At 28.6% G+C, this 24,091-nt stretch carries 21 protein-coding genes and 3 tRNA genes; 15 read left to right on the forward strand and 9 right to left on the reverse strand.

Going from position 1 to position 24,091, the window contains the following annotated elements; all coding sequences use genetic code 11:
- The first annotated feature begins 10 nt into the window (after nucleotides 1-10).
- From ACTT9X_RS02930 to ACTT9X_RS02975, 10 genes are all read left to right on the forward strand, one after another.
- Nucleotides 11-1,795: an ATP-binding protein gene (locus ACTT9X_RS02930; protein ID WP_440934201.1), complete on the forward strand. Its 1,785-nt coding sequence runs from the start codon at nucleotides 11-13 to the stop codon at nucleotides 1,793-1,795.
- Complete coding sequence (locus ACTT9X_RS02935; protein ID WP_440934202.1) at nucleotides 1,795-3,150, forward strand: sigma-54-dependent transcriptional regulator; 1,356 nt, start codon at nucleotides 1,795-1,797, stop codon at nucleotides 3,148-3,150. The genes ACTT9X_RS02930 and ACTT9X_RS02935 overlap by 1 nt, the downstream gene beginning before the upstream one ends.
- Nucleotides 3,151-4,542 (forward strand): Trk system potassium transporter TrkA, encoded by a 1,392-nt coding sequence (gene trkA, locus ACTT9X_RS02940; protein WP_440934203.1) that lies wholly within the window; start codon nucleotides 3,151-3,153, stop codon nucleotides 4,540-4,542.
- 198 nt (nucleotides 4,543-4,740) lie between these two features.
- Entirely contained in the window at nucleotides 4,741-6,006 is a 1,266-nt protein-coding gene (locus ACTT9X_RS02945) for a TrkH family potassium uptake protein (protein WP_440934204.1), read from the forward strand.
- Nucleotides 6,007-6,034: 28 nt separating this feature from the next.
- A tRNA-Arg gene (locus ACTT9X_RS02950) sits at nucleotides 6,035-6,111 on the forward strand.
- Between the two features lie 177 nt (nucleotides 6,112-6,288).
- Nucleotides 6,289-7,329 carry an amino acid ABC transporter substrate-binding protein gene (locus tag ACTT9X_RS02955; protein WP_075484502.1) on the forward strand — a complete coding sequence of 347 codons (1,041 nt, stop codon included), beginning with the start codon at nucleotides 6,289-6,291 and terminating at the stop codon, nucleotides 7,327-7,329.
- A 69-nt stretch (nucleotides 7,330-7,398) separates the two neighbouring features.
- A complete protein-coding gene (locus ACTT9X_RS02960; RefSeq protein WP_440934642.1) occupies nucleotides 7,399-8,544 on the forward strand; it encodes an amino acid ABC transporter permease in 1,146 nt (381 codons plus the stop codon).
- A complete protein-coding gene (locus ACTT9X_RS02965) occupies nucleotides 8,545-9,987 on the forward strand; it encodes an amino acid ABC transporter permease (RefSeq protein ID WP_440934205.1) in 1,443 nt (480 codons plus the stop codon).
- Nucleotides 9,988-9,990: 3 nt separating this feature from the next.
- On the forward strand, nucleotides 9,991-10,725 hold the full coding sequence (locus ACTT9X_RS02970) for an amino acid ABC transporter ATP-binding protein (RefSeq protein ID WP_440934206.1): 735 nt from the start codon (nucleotides 9,991-9,993) through the stop codon (nucleotides 10,723-10,725).
- Nucleotides 10,726-10,915: 190 nt separating this feature from the next.
- Complete coding sequence (locus ACTT9X_RS02975; protein WP_075504160.1) at nucleotides 10,916-11,287, forward strand: helix-turn-helix domain-containing protein; 372 nt, start codon at nucleotides 10,916-10,918, stop codon at nucleotides 11,285-11,287.
- 63 nt (nucleotides 11,288-11,350) lie between these two features.
- Here ACTT9X_RS02975 and ACTT9X_RS02980 read toward each other — a convergent pair.
- Nucleotides 11,351-11,426 (reverse strand) — tRNA-Asn (locus tag ACTT9X_RS02980).
- A 50-nt stretch (nucleotides 11,427-11,476) separates the two neighbouring features.
- Nucleotides 11,477-11,550, reverse strand: a tRNA-Cys gene (locus tag ACTT9X_RS02985).
- Nucleotides 11,551-11,674: 124 nt separating this feature from the next.
- Here ACTT9X_RS02985 and ACTT9X_RS02990 point away from each other — a divergent pair.
- From ACTT9X_RS02990 to ACTT9X_RS03000, 3 genes are read left to right on the forward strand one after another with little or no spacing between them, the layout of a single operon-like run.
- On the forward strand, nucleotides 11,675-14,302 hold the full coding sequence (locus ACTT9X_RS02990; RefSeq protein WP_440934207.1) for a valine--tRNA ligase: 2,628 nt from the start codon (nucleotides 11,675-11,677) through the stop codon (nucleotides 14,300-14,302).
- The gene (gene ilvD, locus ACTT9X_RS02995) at nucleotides 14,302-16,020 is read left to right on the forward strand and encodes a dihydroxy-acid dehydratase (protein WP_440934208.1); all 1,719 of its coding nucleotides are present in this window, start codon (nucleotides 14,302-14,304) and stop codon (nucleotides 16,018-16,020) included. The genes ACTT9X_RS02990 and ilvD overlap by 1 nt, the downstream gene beginning before the upstream one ends.
- Nucleotides 16,020-17,225 carry a sugar phosphate nucleotidyltransferase gene (locus ACTT9X_RS03000; protein WP_440934209.1) on the forward strand — a complete coding sequence of 402 codons (1,206 nt, stop codon included), beginning with the start codon at nucleotides 16,020-16,022 and terminating at the stop codon, nucleotides 17,223-17,225. The genes ilvD and ACTT9X_RS03000 overlap by 1 nt, the downstream gene beginning before the upstream one ends.
- A gap of 24 nt (nucleotides 17,226-17,249) precedes the next feature.
- Here the strand turns inward: ACTT9X_RS03000 and ACTT9X_RS03005 are convergent, their stop codons facing one another.
- From ACTT9X_RS03005 to ACTT9X_RS03035, 7 genes are all read right to left on the reverse strand, one after another.
- Nucleotides 17,250-18,209: a hypothetical protein gene (locus ACTT9X_RS03005; protein WP_440934210.1), complete on the reverse strand. Its 960-nt coding sequence runs from the start codon at nucleotides 18,207-18,209 to the stop codon at nucleotides 17,250-17,252.
- 265 nt (nucleotides 18,210-18,474) lie between these two features.
- Nucleotides 18,475-19,125 (reverse strand): aquaporin, encoded by a 651-nt coding sequence (locus ACTT9X_RS03010; protein WP_440934211.1) that lies wholly within the window; start codon nucleotides 19,123-19,125, stop codon nucleotides 18,475-18,477.
- Nucleotides 19,115-19,549: an arsenate reductase ArsC gene (locus tag ACTT9X_RS03015; RefSeq protein ID WP_440934212.1), complete on the reverse strand. Its 435-nt coding sequence runs from the start codon at nucleotides 19,547-19,549 to the stop codon at nucleotides 19,115-19,117. Before ACTT9X_RS03015 ends, ACTT9X_RS03010 begins: the two co-directional genes overlap by 11 nt.
- A complete protein-coding gene (locus ACTT9X_RS03020; RefSeq protein ID WP_072090559.1) occupies nucleotides 19,549-19,770 on the reverse strand; it encodes a DUF6552 family protein in 222 nt (73 codons plus the stop codon). The genes ACTT9X_RS03015 and ACTT9X_RS03020 overlap by 1 nt, the downstream gene beginning before the upstream one ends.
- A gap of 83 nt (nucleotides 19,771-19,853) precedes the next feature.
- A complete protein-coding gene (locus tag ACTT9X_RS03025; RefSeq protein ID WP_440934213.1) occupies nucleotides 19,854-20,735 on the reverse strand; it encodes a phytanoyl-CoA dioxygenase family protein in 882 nt (293 codons plus the stop codon).
- 42 nt (nucleotides 20,736-20,777) lie between these two features.
- On the reverse strand, nucleotides 20,778-21,317 hold the full coding sequence (locus ACTT9X_RS03030) for a peroxiredoxin family protein (protein ID WP_440934214.1): 540 nt from the start codon (nucleotides 21,315-21,317) through the stop codon (nucleotides 20,778-20,780).
- Nucleotides 21,318-21,349: 32 nt separating this feature from the next.
- Nucleotides 21,350-22,444 (reverse strand): zinc ABC transporter substrate-binding protein, encoded by a 1,095-nt coding sequence (locus ACTT9X_RS03035; protein WP_440934215.1) that lies wholly within the window; start codon nucleotides 22,442-22,444, stop codon nucleotides 21,350-21,352.
- Between the two features lie 71 nt (nucleotides 22,445-22,515).
- Between ACTT9X_RS03035 and ACTT9X_RS03040 the strand changes: the two genes are divergently transcribed.
- Complete coding sequence (locus ACTT9X_RS03040; protein ID WP_440934216.1) at nucleotides 22,516-23,262, forward strand: ATP-binding cassette domain-containing protein; 747 nt, start codon at nucleotides 22,516-22,518, stop codon at nucleotides 23,260-23,262.
- 1 nt (nucleotide 23,263) lies between these two features.
- Entirely contained in the window at nucleotides 23,264-24,067 is an 804-nt protein-coding gene (locus ACTT9X_RS03045) for a metal ABC transporter permease (RefSeq protein ID WP_440934217.1), read from the forward strand.
- The last annotated feature ends 24 nt before the right edge of the window (nucleotides 24,068-24,091 follow it).

A 24,091-nucleotide genomic window follows, 5' to 3' on the forward strand; every position in this document is an offset into this window, starting at 1 on the left:
TTATATTCAAATGTACGAATTTATTAAAAAAAATATATATCTAATAATATTATTTATTATCACATTATCGATAGGTTTTTTAACCTTTTTAACTTTTATAGATAAAGGATTTATTGAGTTAACAGATCGAAATTTACAAATTTTATTATTTCTAAACATTGTTCTTTTAATAGCACTTTTTGTTTTTATTTTTATTGAGATTAAGACAGCTATTAAGAATGATATTGATAAAGATGGTTTAAAATCAAACAAAAAATACATTACTTATTTTGGATTATTTACTTTAATTCCATCTGTATTAATTTCAGTATTCTCATTATTTTTATTTTCCTTTGCTTTAGAGAAGTATTTTGACAAAAAAGTTACCACAGTCGTTAACAACTCTTATGAGTTAGCAAGAAATTATGTTGAAGAAATTAGAAATAAAATTCAATCTGATATTGTTTTGATTGCATTCGATACGAATAAAAGTAAAAAATTTTTAAATGATGATTCAAATGAATATAAGAGATTTTTAAATACACAAAAATTGATAAGGAATGTTGATGAGGTACACATAATAGATATTAATAAAAATCTTTTATTTTCAACGTTAAATGATGATCAATTATATACTCCTCCAGTTGATAGAGCTTTAAATTTAGTTTTGGATGATGATCGTCCTTTAAAGATTATTAATGCACCTGAAAATATTTCTGCTGCAATAATGAGACTGCAAAATTTTCAAGATAGATTTTTATATGTTGTTAAATATTTAGATAAAGATATTTCAAGGTATTTAACAGAGTCCGAAGAAGCTATTAATTTTTACTATACAGTTGAGGAAAAAAGTACTGGAATTAAAATCTCATTTGCTATTATTTATATCATAGTTGTTAGTGTTCTATTATTTGTATCCATAACTATTGCGATCAGATTTTCATCTAGGTTTTTTAGGTCTATCAATAATTTAATTATTGCATCAACATCTATTGGACAAGGAAATTTTAATGCAAAAGTCCCTGAAGTAAAAACCGACAAAGATTTAGAAACCTTAAACAAAAATTTCAACTTGATGATAGACAGACTTAAAAACCAGCAAGACAAGTTAATTATAAATGAAAGATATGAGGCATGGGGAAGTTTGGCGAGAAAACTTGCTCATGAAATTAAAAATCCACTTACACCAATTCAATTAACTATAGATAGATTAAAAAATAAATATTCTAATCAATTAAATGAAATTGAAATTGAAAATTTTAAAGATAATTTAAAAATTATAAATAACCAAATTAAACAAATCGAAAAATTAGTTAATGAATTCTCTGACTTTGCAAGAATGCCCAAACCTATTTTTAGAGAAAATGATTTAGTGGGTATTATTAAAGAAAATATAAATTTACTCAAAGAATTAGACAATTCAATTTATATTTCTTTTAATAATAATTTTGATAAAATATTGTTGAAAAGTGATAAAGAACAAATTAGTAGAGTTTTTTTAAATTTGATTAAAAATTCTATAGAAAGCATCAATCAAAAAGCTCAAAACAATAACAATTTCACTAAAAATATTGCTATTGAACTTAGTGAATATGATAGCCACATTAAAGTAATTATAGAAGACAATGGTGTTGGTTTTAGCGAATTAAAAAATAATATTAAAGACATACTTAATCCATATTTCACGACTAAAAAAAATGGAACTGGTTTAGGATTATCAATAGTTAATAAAATAATTAATGATCACAATGGAAAAATAGATTTTATACCAATTAAAAATGGTGCAAAAATTAATATGATATTTTTAAAACAATAATGAGTGAAGAAATTTTAATCGTAGACGATAACGCTGATATCAGGAATATAATTAATGAGCTAATTATAGATGCTGGTTATAAAACTAGATTAGCAGCTAATTATAATCAGGCTCTAGCTGAGATCGATAAAAAACTACCTGATGTAGCAATACTTGACGTTAAGTTAGATAAAGGAGATAATGATGGTATTGAACTTCTTTCACATATTAAATCTAAAAATAAAGATACACCAGTTATAATTATATCTGGACACGCAAACATTGAAATGGCTGTCAAATCTTTGCAACATGGAGCATTTGAATTTATAGAAAAACCATTTGATCAGGAAAGATTACTTAATTTTATAAAAAGAGCAGTTGAAAACTTTAATTTAAAAAAACAAAATAGAGAATATGAGAGTAAATTATTTTCATCTTATGAATTAATAGGAAATAGCAAAAATATATTAAATATAATTGATCAAATTAAAAAAATTTCAGTAACTGAAAGTAGAGTTTTTATAAGTGGTCCTTCAGGTTCGGGAAAAGAATTAATTGCTAGAAAAATCCACAAAGCTTCTTCTAGGAGCAAAAATTCATTTATTATTCTAAATGGTGCTTTACTTGATATCAACAAATATGAGTTGGAATTATTTGGTGAAGAAAAAGAAAATGGCTCTATATCATATGGTGCTCTTGAAAAAGCAAATAAAGGAACATTATTAATAGACCAAGTTTCAGAAATACCATTAGACATACAATCTAAAATATTAAGAGTTTTAACTGATCAAAAATTTAAAAGAGTTAATGGCAGTAACGATGTTAGTGTGGATGTAAGATTAATTTGTTCCTCAAGTAAAGATTTGAATAAAGAAATAGAAATTGGAAATTTTAGGGAAGATTTATTTCATAGAATTAATGTTTTTGAAATAAATATTGAACCATTAAATCAAAGAATTTCTGATATTCCTTTATTAATTAAATATTTTTCAAAAAAAATATCTGAAAATTACAACATCAAGGAATTAGACATAGATGAAAATAATAGCTACATACTTAATCATAATTGGCATGGTAACGTTAGAGAGTTAAGAAACTTAATTGAGAGAATAGCAATATTACAACCTGATACTAAGGATAAAATTTCAAATATTATTAAGGAATCTTTAAAAAATACAAATTTTAATGATCAATTGGCTGAAAATAGCCTTTCTGTGCCATTAAAAGAAGCTAGAGAAAAGTTTGAAAAGGAGTATTTAACTATTCAACTGAAAAAGTTTAATGGAAATATTTCAAAAACTGCAAATTTTGTTGGAATGGAAAGAAGCGCATTACATAGAAAATTAAAAGGTTTAGGCATCAAAGAATATAATTAGATGAATATAATCATTTGTGGAGCTGGAAGAGTGGGGTTCACTATAGCTAAACAGCTTAGTGAACAAGGTCATTCTATAACTGTTATCGACCCATCGAGTGAGGATATTCAAAAAATTGACGATTCATTGGATGTTAAAGCTATAGTAGGAAAAGGAACTTATCCTTCTATACTGGAAAAAGCTAACGCAGCAGAGACTGATATGATTATAGCAGTCACTAGAAACGATGAAATTAATATGCTTATTTGCCAAATAGCATTTTCAATTTTTAAAATTCCAAAAAAAATAGCTAGAATAAGATCTCAAGATTATCTAAATCCAAGATTTACTAGAGTTTATAATAAAGAAAATTTACCAATAGATGTCATTATTTCTCCTGAAATTGAAATTGCAAAATCAATTCAAAGAAAACTTGAGGCACCTGGAGCCCTAGATAGTGTTCCATTTGCAGATAATAAAATCAGATTATTAGAGATTTTAATTAATGAAAATTGTAAATTAATTAACATCAAGCTTAATGATTTAACAAAAAAACATCCCAATTTAGATGCAAACATTATTGGAATAATAAGAGATGAAAAATTTTTAATTCCAAAGAAAAACGATGATGTAAGAAAAAATGATAAAATTTATGTATTAATCAATTCATCACAAATGTCAGACACTTTAGAAGTTTTTGGACATGATGAAAAAGTATCTAAAAATATTTTAATTGTAGGTGGTGGTAACATAGGTTTTAATTTAGCTAAAAACATTGAAGAAACTTTGGATGCAGCAAGAGTAAAAATTATTGAAAAAAATAAAGATAGAGCAGAATTTCTTGCTAATGAATTAAATAATACAATTATCATTAATGGAGATGCTTTAGATGAGGAAGTTCTTGTGGAGGCTAATTTACAGGAAGCTGAAACAGTTCTCGCTTTAACAAATGATGATGAGGATAATTTGATGGTAAGTGTTCTTGTTGAAAAATTTGCAAAAGATGAAAAAGATGTGGATGACAAAAGAACAATGGCTTTAATTAATAAGCCAAATTATTCTTTGTTACAAAATTCTTTAAAAATTGATGATCTTATAGATCCTCGGATGAATACTGTTTCAAGTATTTTGAAACATATTCATAAAGGTACAATTGAAACCGCTTATACAATTATGAATGGTGAATATGAGGTAATTGAAGCTGAAATTATAGAAACCTCAGAACTAATTAATAAAGAATTAAAAAATTCAAACTTACCTGAAGAAATAAGAATAGGTGCTGTGTTAAGAGAAAATAAAGTAATTATACCTCGATCAAATTTTGTTTTCCAAAAAGATGATAAAGTTGTTTTTTTAGCTAAGAAAGACTCAATTTCAGTAGTAGAAAATATATTTAGAATTAGTTCTATTTAATTAAATGTCATTTTTTAGAGTAAAATACTTAAGTTTTTTTTTTATAGTAATTTCTTTCTTTTCTTTTTTTAATATTATTTATTAAGTTTCTTTTTAATATTAATATCTGTTTTTTCTTTTTTTAATATTATTTATTCTTATTACTTTAATTTATATCTAAATCTAAATACATATTACTTTAGCTTAATTATTTCTGCAGTGATTGGAATAATTTTTTATAAAATTAAAACTGATCAAAAAAAACCTTCAATATTTGAAAAAATTCTAACTGTTTTATTGGGATATTTTTTAATGCCTTTGATTTTATCGATACCTTTTTATTTAAGTATTTATAATTTGTCTTTTTTAAATTCTTTATTCGAAGCTGTTTCTGGATTTACATCAACAGGTTTTACAGTCTTTGAAAATATTAAACATATTGATCAAGGCTTAATTTTATGGAGATCATCAATACAATGGATAGGTGGATTGTATTTTTTATATTCAATTATTTTTTTAATTGATATTTATGACGAAAGTTTAAAAAAATCTTTAACTAATTTTTTTTCTTTTAATTCTTCCGAGATTTTAAAACAATCAATTAAAATTCTTTTGTTATATTCGGGATTAACTATAGCAATTTTTATTATTCTAAATATCCTTGGAATTAGATCATTTAATTCACTGAACTTAGCAATGACGATAATTTCTTCGGGAGGATTTCTTCCTGTGAATGAACTTTCGTCAATTCTGATAAATGATTTTCAAATTATAGTATTTTCTTTTTTAATGTTAATTTCTTTTTTTAGCATTTTTTTTACATACAATTTAATTTTTTTAAGAAATAAAAATCTAAATTTTTTTTATGAGGATATACATTTATTTTTATATTTTATTATAGTTGCAAGTATATTTTTTGTTTTTTTTAGTTATGATACTAATTTCACATACAGTTTTTTATCTTTAGTTAGCAGTATTTCTAATATAGGTATCTCGCTTGAAGTTGATCAAGATAACTTAAATTTTATATACATCTTACTTGTAATTGTTGGTGGATCTTTTTTTTCTACAAGCTCAGGCTTAAGGTTTTTAAAAATATATTCTTTAACTAAGTATTCTATTAACCAAATTCTTTCTTTTAGTAGGCCAAAAAATGTATTTATGAATAAACTTGTTTTTACAAAAATTAATTTTGATACAAAAGACATAAATAAATATTTTTTAACAATATTAATTTTTGTTATTTCTCTTTTTTCTTTAACCATCTTGTTATCTTTATCTAATATTCAATTTGAGTATTCTTTTAAATTAGCTGTATTAACCTTAATGAATACAGTTAATTCCTCTGCTTATGGTGTTCCTGACTTTGATTTTCAAAATTTACACTATTTAACTAAATATTTTCTTATTTTTTTTATGATAATCGGAAGAGTTGAACTTTTATCATTATTTTTAATAGCTAAAAAATTTCTTTTTAAAAATTAATTTAGTATTATATATATCATTAATTATTGCGCCCTTAGCTCAGCTGGATAGAGCATCGGTTTTCTAAACCGAGGGTCGTAGGTTCGAATCCTTCAGGGCGCGCCATTTCTTAGTTTTTAACGCATTAATCATGTATAATTTTACTTGACGAGAATTTGAATTAAATCCAATTAATTTATTATTTTTTCTTGAACACTATTTTCTTACATGCTTAAATTAAAGATATTCAAAAGCAATTTTGAATTATTTGTTAACAAATAAAAATAACATAAAGGAAGAATAATGTTTAAATACTTAAAACAATTAACTTCTTTAGTTGCTATGGTTGCGGTGTTGTTTACTTTTACAACAGAAACTATGGCTGCTAAAAAATCTAAAACACTTAAAAACACTCAAAAGAAGGGTTTTGTAAGATGTGGAGTATCTCAAGGTCTTCCAGGGTTTTCTAATGCTGATGCTGCAGGAAATTGGACTGGTATCGATGTTGATGTATGTAGAGCGGTAGCTGCTGCAGTACTAGGTGATGCAAACAAAGTTAAGTTTACACCATTAAGTGCTAAAGAAAGATTTACAGCTTTAACTTCTGGTGAGATTGATATCTTATCAAGAAACACAACTTGGACTCTTTCTAGAGATGCTGATATCGGACTTACTTTCGTTGGAGTAAACTTCTACGATGGTCAAGGTTTCATGGTTAGAAAAAGTTCTGGTATTACTTCAACAAGCCAATTTAAAGATGGTATCTCAGCTTGTACAAACATTGGTACAACAACTGAGTTAAACATGAGAGACTTCTTTAACTCTAAAGGAATTTCTTATGAGCCAGTTGCTTTCGAAAAAGCTGATGAAGTCGTAGCTGCTTATGATGCTGGTAGATGTGATACATACACTACTGATAAATCAGGTCTAGCTGCACAAAGAACTAAAATGTCTAATCCAGATGAACACATTGTATTACCTGAAACTGTTTCTAAAGAGCCTTTAGGACCAGTTGTAAGACAAGGTGACTCTGTATGGGAAGATATCGTTAGATGGTCTTTAAATGCTATGATCGAAGCAGAAGAGTATGGAATCACTTCTGCAAATGCAGACTCAATGAAAACTTCAGACAACCCAGCTGTAAAAAGATTAGTTGGTGCTGAAGGTGAATTAGGTGCTGCTTTTGGTCTAGACAATGAGTGGAGCTTAAGAATTATTAAGCAAGTTGGTAACTATGGTGAAAGCTACAAAAGAAATATAGCTGACACAGGAATTTTACCTGACAGAGGTCCAAATGAATTATGGACTAAAGGTGGAATTCTTTATGTACCACCTGCAAGATAATTGCGCATTTAACTAATTAAAAAGGGCTAGATTTTTCTAGCCCTTTTTTTTATAAGCGTTCAAATGGACCTGAAATTACAAAAAATCATTCCCCAATTAATTACCGTTTTAGTTGTAGTATTAGTTTTTGGATTTTTTACATATAACGCTCAAATCAATATGGAGAATAGAGGTATTGATTTTGGATATGGGTTTCTTTCTCAGGAATCATCTTTTGATGTTCAGTTTTCTCTTATTGAATATGATGGATCACATTCATATTTTAGAGCTTATTTAGTTGGTTTACTTAATACTATTTTAGTTTCTGTAATTGGAATTATTATAGCAACAATTTTAGGTGTTATTGTAGGTGTTGCAAGGCTCTCGCCAAACTATTTAATAAATCAGTTCGCTGCTTTTTATGTGGAATTTTTTAGAAATATCCCATTACTTTTACAAATATTTTTTTGGTATTTTGCTGCTTTAAGAGCTTTACCCTTGCCTCAGGATGCAGATGCAATGTTGGGTGTTTTTTTCTTAACGATTAAAGGTTTATATGTTCCAGCATTTATTTGGGAAAATCTCAATGTATTTTTATATTCAATAATTGCAGCAATAATTGCAATAGTTGTAATTAGAATTCATGCAAGAAAGGTTCAAGAAACACAAGGTAAACAGTTACCAGTTTTTTGGATATCGGTAGGTTTAATTTTTATATTACCTTTACTTAGCTTTTTAGTTGGAGGCGTAAGTTTATCGTTTGAAATTCCTAAATTAAAGCAATTAGCTACAACTTCATTCAAATATGAAGGTGGCATAAGCTTACCCCCTGAGTTAATAGCTTTAACTTTATCACTGGCATTATATACAGCAACTTTTATTGCCGAGTGTGTAAGAGCTGGAATTCAAGGTGTAGGTAAAGGTCAAAAAGAAGCGGCTGCATCAATTGGATTGAATCCTAACCAAGTTTTAAAATTAGTTGTTATGCCACAAGCGTTAAGAATTATTATTCCACCAACAACAAACCAATATTTAAATTTAACTAAGAATTCTTCATTAGCTGCTGCAATTGCCTATCCTGATCTAGTGTTAGTTTTTGCGGGAACAGCATTAATGCAAACAGGTAAAGCGATTGAAATAGTTTCAATAACGATGCTTACCTACCTAAGCTTAAGTATTTCTATTTCAATTCTTATGAATTGGTACAATAAAAAAATTGCTATTAAGGAAAAATAAATGTCAAAAATTAATTTTTTAAAACCAGATAAAGATAATTTGACTACCTTTTTATATATGGGTTCATTTTTATTTGTTATTAGTGTTATTGATGTTTTTCTTAATTCATTCTTTAGTTTAAACATCACTGGATTTTTACCTGCATCATTAAGCTTTATAATTCCAATTATATTAGGTTTTATAGGACTGTATTTTATTAGAATTGAACACAGTGGTAATAAATTTCTAGATCAAGTAAATAAAAATATTAATACAAATAATTTTAATGCAATCTTATCCCTATTAATTATTTTTATTATTATTAAATCAATACCTCCAGTTTTAAGTTGGTTTTTGGTTGATGCAAGTTTTGCTGGTGATAGTAAAGATGTTTGCTCAGGTACTGGTGCTTGTTGGACTTACATTAAAGTCTGGTTTAGAAGATTTATGTATGGAATGTATCCAAATGCAGAACAATGGAGAATAAATTTATCTTTTATTGCTTTAGCTCTTTTGGGTTCTGTAGGATATTTTGCTACAGAAAAATTTAAAAAATATTTAACTTTATATTATGTTGTAATTTATCCATTTATAGCATTCCTATTTATTTTCTTTTTTATATCAGGTGGTCCTATATTTTTTGACTTTTCTTATGGAATAATTGCAGCAGTAATTTCAATAATTATTGGTTTCTTTATTCCAAGTAAATTTAAATTTTATTATTTTATATTTGTGCCAATCACTCTTTATATTGCCTTGAAATATTTCATCTTTTACGAGGAATTAATTGAACTAGGTAAACTTGATGGATTAAATTGGGTCGAAACTGGAGCTTGGGGAGGATTATCACTTACATTTATAATTTCATTTTTCTGTTTAATTTTCTGTTTTCCTATAGGAATGGCATTTGCTCTTGGTAGAAGATCAGATTTTCCATTAATAAGATATATATCAATTGGTTTTATTGAATTTTGGAGAGGTGTTCCGTTAATTACAGTTTTATTTATGTCTGCTGTGATGTTTCCAATGTTTTTACCTGCAGATTTTTTTATAGATAAATTAGTGAGATGTATAATAGCTATTTCTTTATTTGAAGCAGCTTATGTTGCCGAGGTTATCAGAGGAGGTTTACAAGCATTACCACGAGGTCAATACGAAGCTGCAAAATCATTAGGTATGGGTTATTGGAGAATGCATATATTTGTAATTCTTCCTCAAGCCTTAAAATTAGTAATTCCAGGTATTGCTAATACTTTTTTAGCACTAGTTAAAGATACTCCTCTAATATTTGTAGTTGGTTTGCTTGAAATAGTAGGAATGTTAAATTTAGCCAAAACTAATCCAGAGTGGTTAGGCTTTGCTATGGAAGGCTATGTTTTTGCTGCAATAATTTTCTGGATTATTTGTTATGCAATGAGTAAGTATAGCTATAATCTAGAACAGAAATATAAAACAGAGCGATAAATTATGTCTGACAGTATTATTCAAATAAAAAATGTAAATAAATGGTTTGGCGATTTTCAGGTTTTAAAAGATATTAATCTAGAGGTCAAACCAAAAGAAAAAATCGTTGTTTGTGGTCCATCAGGATCAGGTAAATCTACATTAATTAGATGTATCAATAGATTAGAAGAACATCAGCAAGGTGATATTATTGTTGATGGAAACACTTTAACCGAGGATACAAAAAATATTGAACAAATTAGAGCAGAAGTTGGAATGGTATTCCAACAGTTTAATTTATTCCCTCATTTATCAATTGTAGATAATTGTACTCTTGCACCAATTTGGGTAAAAAAAATGCCAAAAAAAGATGCTGAAGAATTAGCTTTAAAACATTTAGAAAGAGTTCAAATTCTTGACCAAGCACATAAATTTCCTGGTCAATTATCAGGTGGTCAACAACAAAGAGTTGCCATTGCTAGAGCACTTTGTATGGAACCAAAAATAATGTTGTTTGATGAGCCTACATCAGCTCTAGATCCAGAGATGATTAAAGAAGTTTTAGACGTAATGGTTGATTTAGCAAACCAAGGTATGACAATGATAGTTGTTACCCATGAAATGGGATTTGCTAAAGAGGTAGCCGATGAGGTTATTTTTATGGATGAAGGAATGATTGTTGAAAGAGCTGAAACTAAAGAGTTTTTTGCTAATCCTAAGAGTGATAGGACTAAGCTGTTTTTAAGTCAAATACTATAAAAAATATATAACTTTTGAGCAATAAATTTATATTAAAGCAATTGAAATTTGTTTATTTCGCATTCAACTAATGCTTGACAGTGTTTTGATTATTCCAAATTTCTTAAGAAAAAAAATAAATTTTTCTATTGCAGTAACATTAATAAATAGGTTGAATAGACTTTATAAAATTTAATTAAGAGGGGTCTTAATGGAAGATAATTTCAATAAACACTTAGGCAATAAGCTTAAGCTAAGAAGGTTAGCTTTAGGTTTAACACAAACTAAAGTAGCAAAAGCAATAAACGTTACATTTCAACAAATTCAAAAATATGAAAAAGGAACCAACGGAGTAAGCTCGATAAGATTACTGCAACTTGCAAATTATTTAAAAGTACCAATTAACTATTTCTTTGAAGATTTTTCAGAATATTTAGTGAATTTAGAAAAATCACAAGAAGGTCACATGAATGTTAATTATAATTTTTTAGTAAAATTATATTCAGAGCTTAATGCTGACCAAAAATTAAAATTTAATAAATCTTTACAAATTTCAGGTTCTGGAATTTCAAAAGCAGTTTAATTCAAGTTTTAATTAAGACCCTAGTTTAAACTTAAGAGATAATTTTTTTTTTTTTTTAATTTCTGGCTCCTCGGGCAGGACTCGAACCTGCGACCAATTGATTAACAGTCAACTGCTCTACCAACTGAGCTACCGAGGAATGTAAAAAAGTCAACTTACTTTTTTTTGTAACTAAAACAAGATTTTTTTTGGAGGCAACGCCCGGAATCGAACCGGGATACAAGGATTTGCAATCCTCTGCGTAACCATTCCGCCACGTTGCCATCTTATTTTTAGCTAATAGCTACAGATGCCTTTTTATATTAAATTTTTTCTATTAGTCTATTAAATAACGATCCAAATTGATTATTGTTAATTTAGATTATTAAATTATAAACTTTAACACCAATGAGTAGTGATAAATATATACATTCTGATGTAGAAAATAGAATTTATTCTTACTGGGAAAAAAATGGTCTTTTTAAACCTAAAGAAAATTCAAAAAAATTCTCAATTGTAATACCTCCTCCAAATGTGACCGGTAGTTTACATATGGGGCATGCCCTTAACAATTCTATTCAAGATTTATTAGTTCGTTACCATAGAATGAATAATTTTGAAACTTTATGGCAACCAGGTACAGACCATGCTGGAATTGCTACACAAGCATTAGTAGAGAAAAAATTAACATCTGAAAAAATCGATAAAAATAAAATTGGTAGAGAAAAATTTATTGAAAAAGTTTGGGAATGGAAAGATCAATACGGAGACATAATAATTAACCAATTAAAAAAACTTGGTTGCTCTTGTGATTGGTCAAGAAATGCCTTCACAATGGATGAGAATTTATCTAAATCAGTAATTAAGGTTTTTGTAGATTTATATAATAAAGGACTCATTTATAAAGATAAGAAATTAGTTAATTGGGATACAGTTTTAAAAACAGCTATTTCAGACCTAGAAGTAGATCAAAGAGAGGTAAATTCTAAAATTTATTACATCAGATATCCAATAGATGGGACTGAGGAATTCATTACAATTGCAACAACAAGACCTGAAACAATACTAGGGGATACAGCTATTGCTGTTAATCCAAAAGATGAGCGATTTAAATCCTTTGTTGGAAAAACAGTTACCATACCAATTGTTGGAAGAAAAATAAAAATTATCGAAGATGATTATGCAGATCCTGAGCAAGGAACAGGAGCATTAAAAATAACTCCAGCTCATGATTTTAATGACTATGAAGTTGGGCAAAGAAATAAACTTCAAATCATAAATATTTTTACTGAAGCTGGTAAAATAAATGAAAACGCTCCAGATCATTATGTAGGACTTGATAGGTCAGAAGCAAGAAAAAAAATTTTAAAAGAACTTAAAGAAAAAGAGTTTTTTGTAAAAGAGGAAAATATAAAAAACAAAGTTCCTTATGGAGATAGATCTAATTCAATAATTGAACCTTTTCTAACAGAACAATGGTTTGCTGATGCGGGCAAATTATCTGTTAAAGCTAAAGAAGTTGTTAATTCAAAAAAGACAAATTTCTTTCCTGAGAATTGGTCAAAAACTTATTTTCAATGGATGAATAATATTGAGCCATGGTGTATTTCAAGACAACTTTGGTGGGGACATCAAATACCTGCTTGGTATGGACCAGATAAAAAAATTTTTGTTGCAGAAAATGAAGATGATGCAAAACAACAAGCAAAAAAACATTATGGTAAAGATGTTGAATTAAAACGTGATCCAGATGTTTTAGATACTTGGTTTTCATCTGGCTTATGGCCTTTTGCAACACTTGGTTGGCCAGATGATAATAAATATGTAAATAAATTTTATCCAACATCAGTGTTAGTTACAGGATTTGATATTATTTTTTTCTGGGTTGCTAGAATGATAATGTTTGGTACTGAATTTTTAAACAAAGAACCATTTAAAGATATTTATGTTCATGCATTAGTTAGAGATGAGAAGGGACAGAAAATGTCTAAATCAAAAGGAAATGTAATTGATCCTTTAGATTTAATTGAAAAATATAGTGCAGACGCACTTAGATTTACTTTATTATCAATGGCTTCTCCAGGTACAGATGTTAAACTTTCTGAGGATAGAGTTAAAGGATATAGAAATTTTTTAAATAAATTATGGAATGCAAATAATTTTTTAATCACTAATGAATGTGATTTTAAAGATATAGAAAAAGTTCCTAGTTTAAATGTAAATATAAATAAGTGGATTTATTCTGAACTTGTTGAAACTAAAAATAAGATAGAAAAAAACCTTGAAGATTATAGATTTGATGAAGCTGCTAAAAATGCTTATCAATTTGCATGGCATTCGTATTGTGATTGGTATTTAGAATTATCTAAAACAATACTATTTTCAGAAGATGAAAAAGCTAAAACAGAGGTTAAAAAAGTATCCTCTTTTGTATTCAAACAAATTTTGATTTTGTTACATCCTTTTATTCCTTTTGTTACTGAAGAAATTTGGCTTAGGAACAAATTTGATAATGATGGTAGTGATTATTTGATGCTTAAAAATTGGTTGTCGGGTGAGATAAATAAGGACAGTAGCACCGAACAGGTAGAGAATATCATTAAAATTATTTCAGAGATTAGATCATTTAAAAATGAGCTAAATGTAAGCCCAGGCTCTTTTATTGACGTATCAATAAGCAATATTAATAAAAATCAAAAAGACTTAATTAATACGAATAAAACTATTCTAAAAAAACTAGGAAGAATAAACAGCATATTAGATAAGGATTTAGATAAACCAGCTGCGACAATGGTTGTTTCTGGTGATTTGTTTAAGATTTACTTTGATAAAGATGTTGATTTAAAATTAATTAAAGAAAATTTAACAAGTAAACAAAGTAGATTAGAAAATGAGATGAAAAAAATATCTCAAAGATTAGAGAACAAAAGTTTTGTAGATCGTGCTCCAAAAGAGATTGTTGAACAAGAAAAAAATAATTATAATAATTTAAAGAATGATATTGAGAAAATATCAGTAACAATAAAGGGTATATAATGGCTAAATTCAATAAAAAGAAACTTCCAAGCAGACATACATCATTAGGGGCAGATAGAGCTCCACATAGATCGTTTTATTATGCTATGGGTGAAACTGAAAAAGATGTGGCAAAACCCTTTGTTGGCGTGGTTTCTACATGGAATGAGGCCGCTCCATGTAACATTGCTTTAATGAGACAAGCTCAATCAGTTAAAAAAGGAGTTAGAGCACATGGTGGAACTCCAAGAGAATTTTGTACCATTACTGTTACAGATGGTATCGCAATGGGTCATGAAGGAATGAAATCTTCATTGATTTCTAGAGAAGTAATTGCAGATTCTGCTGAACTTACGGTTAGAGGTCACTGTTATGATGCATTAGTAGGGATTGCGGGATGTGATAAATCTTTACCAGGTCTAATGATGTCTATGGTTAGATTAAATGTACCAAGTGTATTTATATATGGTGGATCGATCCTTCCAGGCAAATATAAAGGGAAAGACGTAACAGTTGTGGATGTATTTGAGGCGGTTGGAAAACATTCAACAGGTCAAATGTCTGCTGCAGAACTTAGAAAATTAGAATTAGTTGCTTGTCCAAGCGCAGGCGCTTGTGGAGGACAATTCACAGCAAATACAATGGCATGTGTATCTGAAGCAATTGGATTAGCATTACCTTATTCAGCAGGAACACCAGCTCCATATGAAGAAAGAGATAAATACGCAAAAGCTAGTGGTAAAACGGTTATGAACCTCTTGAAAAAAGGAATTAAACCTAGAGATATTGTTACAAGAAAAGCTTTAGAAAATGCTGCAACAGTTGTTGCTGCAACTGGTGGATCAACAAATGCAGGATTACATTTACCTGCTATTGCAAATGAAGCAGGAATTAAATTTGATTTAATGGATGTAGCTAAAATATTTAAAAGAACACCTTATCTTGCAGATTTAAAACCAGGTGGAAAATATGTTGCAAAAGATATGTGGTTAGCAGGTGGTGTTCCAATGTTATTAAAAACTCTATATGAAGGTGGATATATTCATGGTGATTGCATGACGGTTACAGGAAAAACTATGAAGGAAAATTTAAAAGGCATTAAATTTAATCCAAAACAAAAAGTAATGAGATCTTATAAAAATCCATTATCACCAACAGGTGGCGTTGTTGGATTAAAAGGAAACTTAGCACCGGAAGGAGCAATTGTTAAAGTTGCTGGACTTAAAAAATTACAATTTACTGGAAAAGCAAGATGCTTTGAAAATGAGGAAAGTGCAATGAAAGCTGTTCAAAGCAAAAAGTATAACGATGGTGATGTAATTATAATTAGATACGAAGGACCTGTTGGAGGTCCAGGGATGAGAGAAATGTTATCTACAACAAGCGCAATTTATGGACAGGGAAAAGGGGAGAAAGTAGCCCTTATTACAGACGGTAGGTTCTCTGGGGCTACAAGAGGTTTTTGTGTTGGTCATGTGGGCCCTGAGGCCGCTCTAGGGGGTCCTATAGGTCTTTTACGCACAGGAGATATCATCGATATCGATGCAAAAAAAGGAACTATCAATGTAAGACTTTCTAAAAAAGAAATGGCTGCAAGAAAAAGAAAATGGAAAGCTAGAAAATCAGATTTTGGATCAGGTACTTTATGGAAATATGCACAAACAGTTGGTCCAGCATATTTAGGTGCACCAACACACCCAGGTAAGAAAAAAGAAGTTAAGGATTATTCAGAGATTTAATGAAAATTCGTCCAGTTATTTTATGTGGAGGTGCTGGAACTCGACTTTGGCCAAATTCTAAAAATCATCAAGCAAAACAGTTCATTAATTTTGGTAATTGGACTTTACTTGGAAAAACACTTGAGAGAACAAAAGCATCAATTTACGACTCTCCAATTATTAGTACAAATAAGAAGTACTTAAGCAAAGTAAAACAGCATTTAAGAATAAACAAAATAAGCAAATATAAAATTGTTGTAGAACCAGCTAAAAGAAACACTGCACCAGCGATATTAAGTACAGCTTTAATTAAAGATATTCCAGACAATCAACCGTTAATGTTTTTTACAGCAGACCATTTAATTGAAAAGATGAATATTTTTAACAAGGCAATAAATAAAAACAAACTAAACCTTAATGAAGAAAATATATTTGTTTTTGGAATAAAACCTAAATCTCCAACGAGTGATTATGGTTATTTTTTAACAAAAAAAATCAAAGGTAATATCAATAAAGTTACAAGATTTATTGAAAAACCTAAAGAAGCTAAAGCTAAACAAATTATAAAGAATAAAGGCTATTGGAATTCAGGAATGTTTTATCTTAGAAAAGATTCCATTATTAATAACTTTAAAAAATATCAGCCTAAAACTTATAGAAATTGTGTAAATGCAGTTAATAAATCAAAATATAAGGCTAATACATATTATCTAAACAAAGCTTCATTTATAAAAGCAACCGCTAAATCTTTTGATTATGCAATTTTAGAAAAGACCAAACAAATTAACGCTATCAAACTAGATATTCCTTGGTCAGATCTTGGTAGTTGGAAAGAAATTTTGAAAATGTATGACAAAAATAAAAACAAATATATAAAGAAAAAAAACGTGTATTACCGTCCATGGGGTAGATATACAAATCTATTCGAGGGCAAAGAGTTTTTAATTAAAGAGCTATATGTAAAACCAAAAGGTATTTTGAGTTTACAAAAACACCATCATCGAGCTGAACATTGGTTAGTTACACAAGGTAATGCCAAAATAACACTTAATAAGGATATTATAATTAAAAAACCAGGTGAACATATATTCATTCCATTAGAAGCAATTCACAGAGTTCAAAATTCAGGAAAAAAACCTGTTAAAATTGTCGAAGCTCAAATTGGATCAATTTTAAAAGAAAGCGATATTGTACGATATCAGGATGTATATGGCCGTGTTAAATAATATAACACGACCATAAAGATTTATTTAAAACCAATTATTTGGAATAATTATGTAGTGTATCGCTAAAACAATACCTACTGAAACACTTAATCCAAAAATCATTTTAAGAAAGTCTTTACCAATTAGTGGAAAGACATACTTAAATTTATAGTCTTTATTCATTGTAGATATTGCAAGCTCTCTACCACACAATAAACCAACAAATACCCATGTAGTTGACATTGGTAAGTCATTAAGTTCTTTGAAATAGAATAATACAGCAGCATAAATTACGTTAATAATTGTTGCCGATCTCGCATATCTTGTTCCTGTTTTTTCAAGAACAACTTTTTGAATAGGTCCACCTTGAATGTAGAAAATGTAAAATAACAATGAAGTAAAGTATGCCATTACAATTAAAAGTAATGATAAATCTAATTGTCTAGGCAGATATACGGCAATATTAGCTACATCGTGAGATAACCAAACCCACCATAACCAACCTGATGAAACCCAAACAGCATTTCTCCAAAAGCTTCTCCATTTGTCATCTACTTCATCAAATTTTTCATTAATGAATTTTGATACTGCTATCCAGGCTATATAAGCAACCATTGCTGCTAATCCATAACCTACAACGCTTTTTAACAACATTTTTTCAAGCACAACGGTTGAAGCAAATGCTGAAAGAACTAAAAAGGTTGTTGATACCGGTATTCCAATTCTTGTTAATAATAACAGTATCGCAGGTGCTACCGCATGATACCATTGAATTTCTTGATAAGGTATTCTAGTTAATCTTCCGTAAGAAATATCACCATCATACGCATACCATCCCCAAGCTAACGCAAAAATCATAACAGCAGATGCTGATCCAGCTAGTATATACCATTTAAACCACTTCTTTTTTGAGGCTATAAAGGTACCAAGTGTTTGAATTGAGTCATTAGCGATTACGCTATATCCAGCTAGGGCAAACCCTATAACTGTATATACTAAAGTCATATCCATTTTTTCTCCTATATATTATTGTTTTCGGTTCCGTCTCATGACTTGAAAAAGTAAATATTCGTTAAAGGTAAAAAATTCTACGATTAAATTTATTTATTTGAGAATCAAAGAGAAGATTCATTAATCTTTAGTCTAAGTTAAAGAGAAGTCTATAAGTGAATTATTTTATTTTGAGAAACTTTATACGGATTCGCTTTAAATATAATATTTTAAAATTATGTAAATAAAATTTTAATATAATTTACATATTTAAGTTGTGTTATTTATAGATAATTTTAAGAATATACGCTGCTAAAATTAATCCAATAAATTCAGCTAAAATATAGGTTGGTGTATTAAGATAATTAATTCCAGTAAAAGAATCAGTAAATGTTCTAGCTATAGATACAGCTGGATTTGCAAAAGATGTTGAAGAAGTAAACCAATAACCTGCAGAAATATATGTTGCTACGCTAATAGCAACTATTGTTTTTCCGTCCTTTAGAGTTGCAAAAATTATAAATATTAGACCAAAAGTTGCTACAATTTCAGAAAAAAATATATGTAACCCATCTCTATTTTTAGTTGATAACTCTAAAAGACTGTGTTTAAAAAAGACATTTGCAAACATTACTCCTAATAAACAACCAGATATTTGTGCAGCAATGTAATATTTTAAAAGATTACCTTTAATTTTTTTTCTGAAAAACATCGCAAGACTTACAAAAGGATTAAAATGAGCCCCCGAAATATCAGCAAAGGCTGTGATTAAGACAAACAATCCAGCTCCAGTAGCGATTGTATTAGCTAAAAGCCTAATTCCATCATCATTAGTTAGATTTTCTGCCATTATCCCAGATCCAACAATAATCATGACAAGAAAACAACTTCCTAAAAATTCACCAATTAATATGTTTTTTTTAATTTTCATTATTTAACCAAATGTTAATTTTTTCATTTATTTTATCGTAAGTCACATTAATTATTTCGTTTATCTGATTTTCATCGGAATTTTTAAATTTTGATACAGGATCTTCAATATCCCAATGAATAATTTTTTTATTATTTGGCCATATAGGGCAAACCTCATTATTAGCATTATTACACACTGTAATTACATGATCTATATTAAATTTCTTATCTAAAAATATTTCAAAATTTTTTGAAGAATAATTTTCAAGATTAAAATTTTTTATTTTAGTTAAATATAATTTGATATTTTCGTTAATTTTTCCTGTAGGGTTACTACCAGCACTGTAAGCTTTAAACTTATATGAATATTTATTGTTAATAATACTTTCAGCTATGATGCTTCTTGCAGAATTACCAGTGCATACAAACAGTATATTTTTCATTAAATTATGATTTTATAAATTCCTATTAAAAATAAAGGTATTTGTAATCCAAAATTAGTTAAGATAGCCTTATCTTTGCTGATAAAACCAGCAATAGTCCATCCAATAACTCCTAATCCATGAAAATATATATTTAATGGATATATATTTAAATTAGTTAAAAGTATTCCTGTTAGTACCAAAAATGTACTTATCCACTTAAGATATTTTCTAATAAACATGATTTCCTCTCTAAATTTTTTAAATAATTGTTCTATTTATAAAATATTGAGGTTAACTAAAAGAAAGATTTTAATTTTATAGTTCAATTTTTTTGAAGTTCATAGATAGAAACATAATGTTTCTTCTTAGGGAGTGGGATTATGGTTGGAACTTTAGTCAATCTTGGTTTTATTGATTTATTTCCTACAATTATATTTTTGTCATAATTTTCCATATCAACCTCAGGATGAGGGTTTCCGTCATTGATTAATGGCCACGCATCACAAGCTCTATATCCAAATAAAATTAAGGGTCTTGAATTATTCATTTGATTGTGTCCTGACCCATGAACTGATCTACAATGAAAAAATACTACTGTTCCTGCCGTTCCAGTTATTGAAACACTATCCTTAGTTCCTATTCTATTTTTCTTAGTATCTATTTTTCCAACAAAATAATTTTCTTTACTGTGGTGGCTGTACAATTTCTTTTTGTGTGAATTCTTTATTATTTTAAGTGGCCCATTTTTCTCATAACAATCATCTAAATATATGCCAACTGTAATTAAATCATCGTTTGTATGAGGGTAAAAAGCCCAATCTTGATGCCATCCAATTTCACTACCTTTTTTGTTGTTTGGAAGCTTAAAATTTAATTTTCCTAGATGAAATCTCACTGTTCCACCTAATAATTTTTTAGCTATGGATATAATCTTTTTATCTCTAGATAATTCATAAAAGATTTTATGTCTGTTCTGAGGATTATTTAGTCTTAGAATTTCTTTATTTTTAAAAGAGCCTGAATTGTAGACAAAATGGTAATTATTATAGGATTGAGTTCCATTTACACTATTACCATTTTTTTTCTTTTTTTCTTTAGAAATTACTTCATTAACAATTTTATTAATTTTATTTATCTTAGTTTGTGAAATTAGATTTTCTTTAACAAGAAATCCTTTTTTTTTGAATAAATTTAAATCGTTCATTAAATTTTATTATATGAAATAAAAAAAAATTCTCTATACCAATTAATTTAATGCAAAATCTTTGATTTTATTGAATTCAAAGTGATCTGCTATATCCTTTTTAGCATAATAAACATCTTGAACTACACCGTCTTCATTAATTAGAACGTCAGTCACAGCTATATCTAAATGACCTTTTATTCTTGTAGGAATATATCCTTTCATCATAGCAGGAATAATTTTATGTGCTTTAAACAACATTGCGTTTAGTGTTTTACTCACTGATCTCTCAATTTCATATTTTTGAAAATATTCAAAATTTTCATCTGCTAATACTGTGAATGGTAAATTCTTATGCTTATCCATATATGATTTTAAATTATCTACTGGTGAATGAAATATTCCAACATGCGTAAAATTATTTCCAAGTTCACCAAATCTCTTATTAATTTCATTAAGTCTTAGGTTGCAGAAGCTACAACCTGCGATTCTATAAAAAGTTAATAAGACTTTTTTCCCTAAGGTCTGAGATAAATTAAATGAGTTACCATTCTGATCTGGAAGTGTAATTTCCTCTAATTTATTGCCAGTGCTAATTTTCATATTCTACATTATATAGAAATATGAATGCTTTGTTAACAACCTTTGAAAGATACAGACATATTTCTAATTAAATTGAAATATAGATCTTTACCTGGGTCTAATGTTGCACCTAAGGGATCTAAAACACCAGTTTTAATCTTCATATCTTTAGCTACAGCTTTGATAATATCTGGGTTAAATTGAGGTTCAGAGAATACACATGCAACTTTATCATGCTCTATAATTTCTCTAATTTCAGCAAGTTGTTCAGCTCCAGGCATTACATCTGTATTAACAGTAAATGCACCTAATACTTTAACATTAAATCTTTCCTCAAAATATTGATAAGCATCATGGAATACAATTGAAGAAACACTGCTACTTAAATCAGTCATAACATCAATTGTAAGTTTATCGATCTCTTGCAAAGCTTTAGCTAAATTACTTTTGTATTTAGCTTCATTTTTTGGATCATTTTCAATTAGGTGTTCAGCCATTTCATTTAACATAGCTTTTGCATTAATTGGGTCCAACCAAATGTGTGGATCAAATTCACCATGCGCATGTCCATCATGATCGTCATGTCCGTGGTCGTCATGATCATCCTCTTTTTTACCATGATCGTCATGATCGTGGTCGTGATCATCCTCTTTTTTACCATGATCGTCATGGTCGTGATCATCTTCCTTTTTACCATGATCGTCATGTCCATGGTCATCATGATCATCTTCTTTTTTACCATGATCGTCATGTCCGTGATCGTCATGATCATGTTCGTCAAAAATATTTCTTTCTCTAAATTTTAATACCTGTAATCCTTTAGTTTCCATTAGTTCAATTTTTTCTGCTTTTTTTGCAATTGAGCTTAGTGGTTTTTCTAAAAAATTTTCTAAATCTTCACCAACCCAGAATATTAGATCTGCATTTTGAAGTATTTTTGCATGAGAAGGTTTCATTGCAAATCCGTGTGGAGATGCATATCCATCAACTATGAGATCAGGTTTAGCAATACCGTCCATCAAATAACTGGCTAATGAATGAATTGGTTTAATAGAAGCTACTACTTTAATTTCAGCATTTGCTGGTGTAAAGAATGTTAGAATTGATAATATTGAGAATATAAGTGGTATTTTTTTAATATTTTTCATAATAAGTAATTTAATTGGTTGTTATAATATAACAGTATGTAATAATATAACATTTATAAGTCAAGAAATATATGAGTTCAGAAAATAGTACATTAGTAAAACTAAATAACGCTGGTTTTAAACAAAATGATAAATGGTTAGTGGAAGGTGTTTCATTAACTGTTGAAAAAGGGAAAATCGTTACCCTTATTGGACCTAATGGCTCAGGAAAAAGCACTACCGCAAAAATTGCATTGGGAATTTACAAAAACATAGAAGGATCTGTAGAAAAATATACTAACAAAGTTGGTTACGTTCCTCAAACAATCTCAATTGATTGGACCTTACCGTTAAGAGTTTATGATTTTATGCTTCTAACTGAAAATATTAAAGATGAGGCTATTGATGAAGCACTTACATTAACAGGCGTTATCCATCTTAAGAATAAAAATTTAGGAAATTTATCAGGTGGTGAATTTCAAAGAGTTTTAATTGCAAGAGCTATTTCAAAAAAACCTGAATTATTAGTTCTTGATGAACCTGTTCAAGGAGTTGATTACACTGGTGAGATTGCTTTGTATGAATTAATAAAAAGAATTTCTGATACACTAAATTGTGGAATTCTATTAATCTCACATGATTTGCATACAGTTATGACTGCAACTGATCATGTGGTTTGTTTAAATGGTCATGTATGTTGCTCTGGATCACCAATGGATGTTGCTAAAAATAATGAATATAAAACCTTATTTGGTGAACAGGCATCTCAAATTCTTTCTGTTTATGAACATAAACATGATCATGTTCATTCAGACAAAGGTGAAATAAAGAAAAATTAATATGTTTGATGATTTTTTTATAAGAGCATTAATTGCAGGCTTAGGTATAGCCTTAGTAACTGGGCCTCTTGGTTGCTTTGTTGTTTGGAGAAGATTATCTTATTTTGGTGATACTTTATCACATTCGGCTTTATTAGGAGTAACAATAGCGTATTCGTTTGAAATTAATATTGCGTTATCTGTATTTTTAATTTCATCTGTGGTTGCATTAATATTAATTCAGTTACAAAAAAAAACTAATTTACCAGGAGATGCTTTACTCGGTCTTTTGGCACATTCTTCTTTAGCTGTTGGATTAGTAGTTATAGGTTTTCTAACATTTATACGTTTTGATATTATGGGACTTTTATTTGGTGATATATTAGCTGTAACGACTAATGATTTGTTAATCATTTGGACTGGTGGAGCTTTAATTTTATTAGTTCTAAAATTAATTTGGAAACCATTGTTTGCATCTACTGTTAATTATGAATTAGCTGAAGCAGAAGGATTAAATCCTGATAGAGCAAAAGCTATTTTTACAATTCTTATGGCTGCAGTGATTGCCATATCAATTAAAATGGTCGGATTATTATTAATTACGGGAATGCTAATTATACCTGCTGCTATGGCTAGAAACTTATCAGACAGTCCAAAAAAGATGGTATTATTCTCAATAATTGGTGGTCTTTTATCTGTTTTATTAGGTTTGTTTTCTTCATTAGAATTTAACACATCATCTGGGCCCTCAATAATTATGGCGGCTTTAGTATTATTTATATTGTCTTTACTTAACATTAAACAATCGATTAAATTGAAAAACTGATAACATATTGATAAGAATTTAAAG

This window comes from Candidatus Pelagibacter sp., assembly GCF_052049855.1.
Taxonomy (GTDB): domain Bacteria; phylum Pseudomonadota; class Alphaproteobacteria; order Pelagibacterales; family Pelagibacteraceae; genus Pelagibacter.

Bases quoted from the DNA above. Each gene is read 5' to 3' on its own strand.
- ACTT9X_RS02930 (WP_440934201.1), top strand. From the start codon at position 11: ATGTACGAATTTATTAAAAAAAATATATATCTAATAATATTATTTATT.
- ACTT9X_RS02935 (WP_440934202.1), top strand. From the start codon at position 1,795: ATGAGTGAAGAAATTTTAATCGTAGACGATAACGCTGATATCAGGAAT.
- trkA (WP_440934203.1), top strand. From the start codon at position 3,151: ATGAATATAATCATTTGTGGAGCTGGAAGAGTGGGGTTCACTATAGCT.
- ACTT9X_RS02955 (WP_075484502.1), top strand. From the start codon at position 6,289: ATGTTTAAATACTTAAAACAATTAACTTCTTTAGTTGCTATGGTTGCG.
- ACTT9X_RS02965 (WP_440934205.1), top strand. From the start codon at position 8,545: ATGTCAAAAATTAATTTTTTAAAACCAGATAAAGATAATTTGACTACC.
- ACTT9X_RS02970 (WP_440934206.1), top strand. From the start codon at position 9,991: ATGTCTGACAGTATTATTCAAATAAAAAATGTAAATAAATGGTTTGGC.
- ACTT9X_RS02975 (WP_075504160.1), top strand. From the start codon at position 10,916: ATGGAAGATAATTTCAATAAACACTTAGGCAATAAGCTTAAGCTAAGA.
- ACTT9X_RS02990 (WP_440934207.1), top strand. From the start codon at position 11,675: ATGAGTAGTGATAAATATATACATTCTGATGTAGAAAATAGAATTTAT.
- ilvD (WP_440934208.1), top strand. From the start codon at position 14,302: ATGGCTAAATTCAATAAAAAGAAACTTCCAAGCAGACATACATCATTA.
- ACTT9X_RS03000 (WP_440934209.1), top strand. From the start codon at position 16,020: ATGAAAATTCGTCCAGTTATTTTATGTGGAGGTGCTGGAACTCGACTT.
- ACTT9X_RS03005 (WP_440934210.1), bottom strand. From the start codon at position 18,209: ATGACTTTAGTATATACAGTTATAGGGTTTGCCCTAGCTGGATATAGC.
- ACTT9X_RS03010 (WP_440934211.1), bottom strand. From the start codon at position 19,125: ATGAAAATTAAAAAAAACATATTAATTGGTGAATTTTTAGGAAGTTGT.
- ACTT9X_RS03015 (WP_440934212.1), bottom strand. From the start codon at position 19,549: ATGAAAAATATACTGTTTGTATGCACTGGTAATTCTGCAAGAAGCATC.
- ACTT9X_RS03020 (WP_072090559.1), bottom strand. From the start codon at position 19,770: ATGTTTATTAGAAAATATCTTAAGTGGATAAGTACATTTTTGGTACTA.
- ACTT9X_RS03025 (WP_440934213.1), bottom strand. From the start codon at position 20,735: ATGAACGATTTAAATTTATTCAAAAAAAAAGGATTTCTTGTTAAAGAA.
- ACTT9X_RS03030 (WP_440934214.1), bottom strand. From the start codon at position 21,317: ATGAAAATTAGCACTGGCAATAAATTAGAGGAAATTACACTTCCAGAT.
- ACTT9X_RS03035 (WP_440934215.1), bottom strand. From the start codon at position 22,444: ATGAAAAATATTAAAAAAATACCACTTATATTCTCAATATTATCAATT.
- ACTT9X_RS03040 (WP_440934216.1), top strand. From the start codon at position 22,516: ATGAGTTCAGAAAATAGTACATTAGTAAAACTAAATAACGCTGGTTTT.
- ACTT9X_RS03045 (WP_440934217.1), top strand. From the start codon at position 23,264: ATGTTTGATGATTTTTTTATAAGAGCATTAATTGCAGGCTTAGGTATA.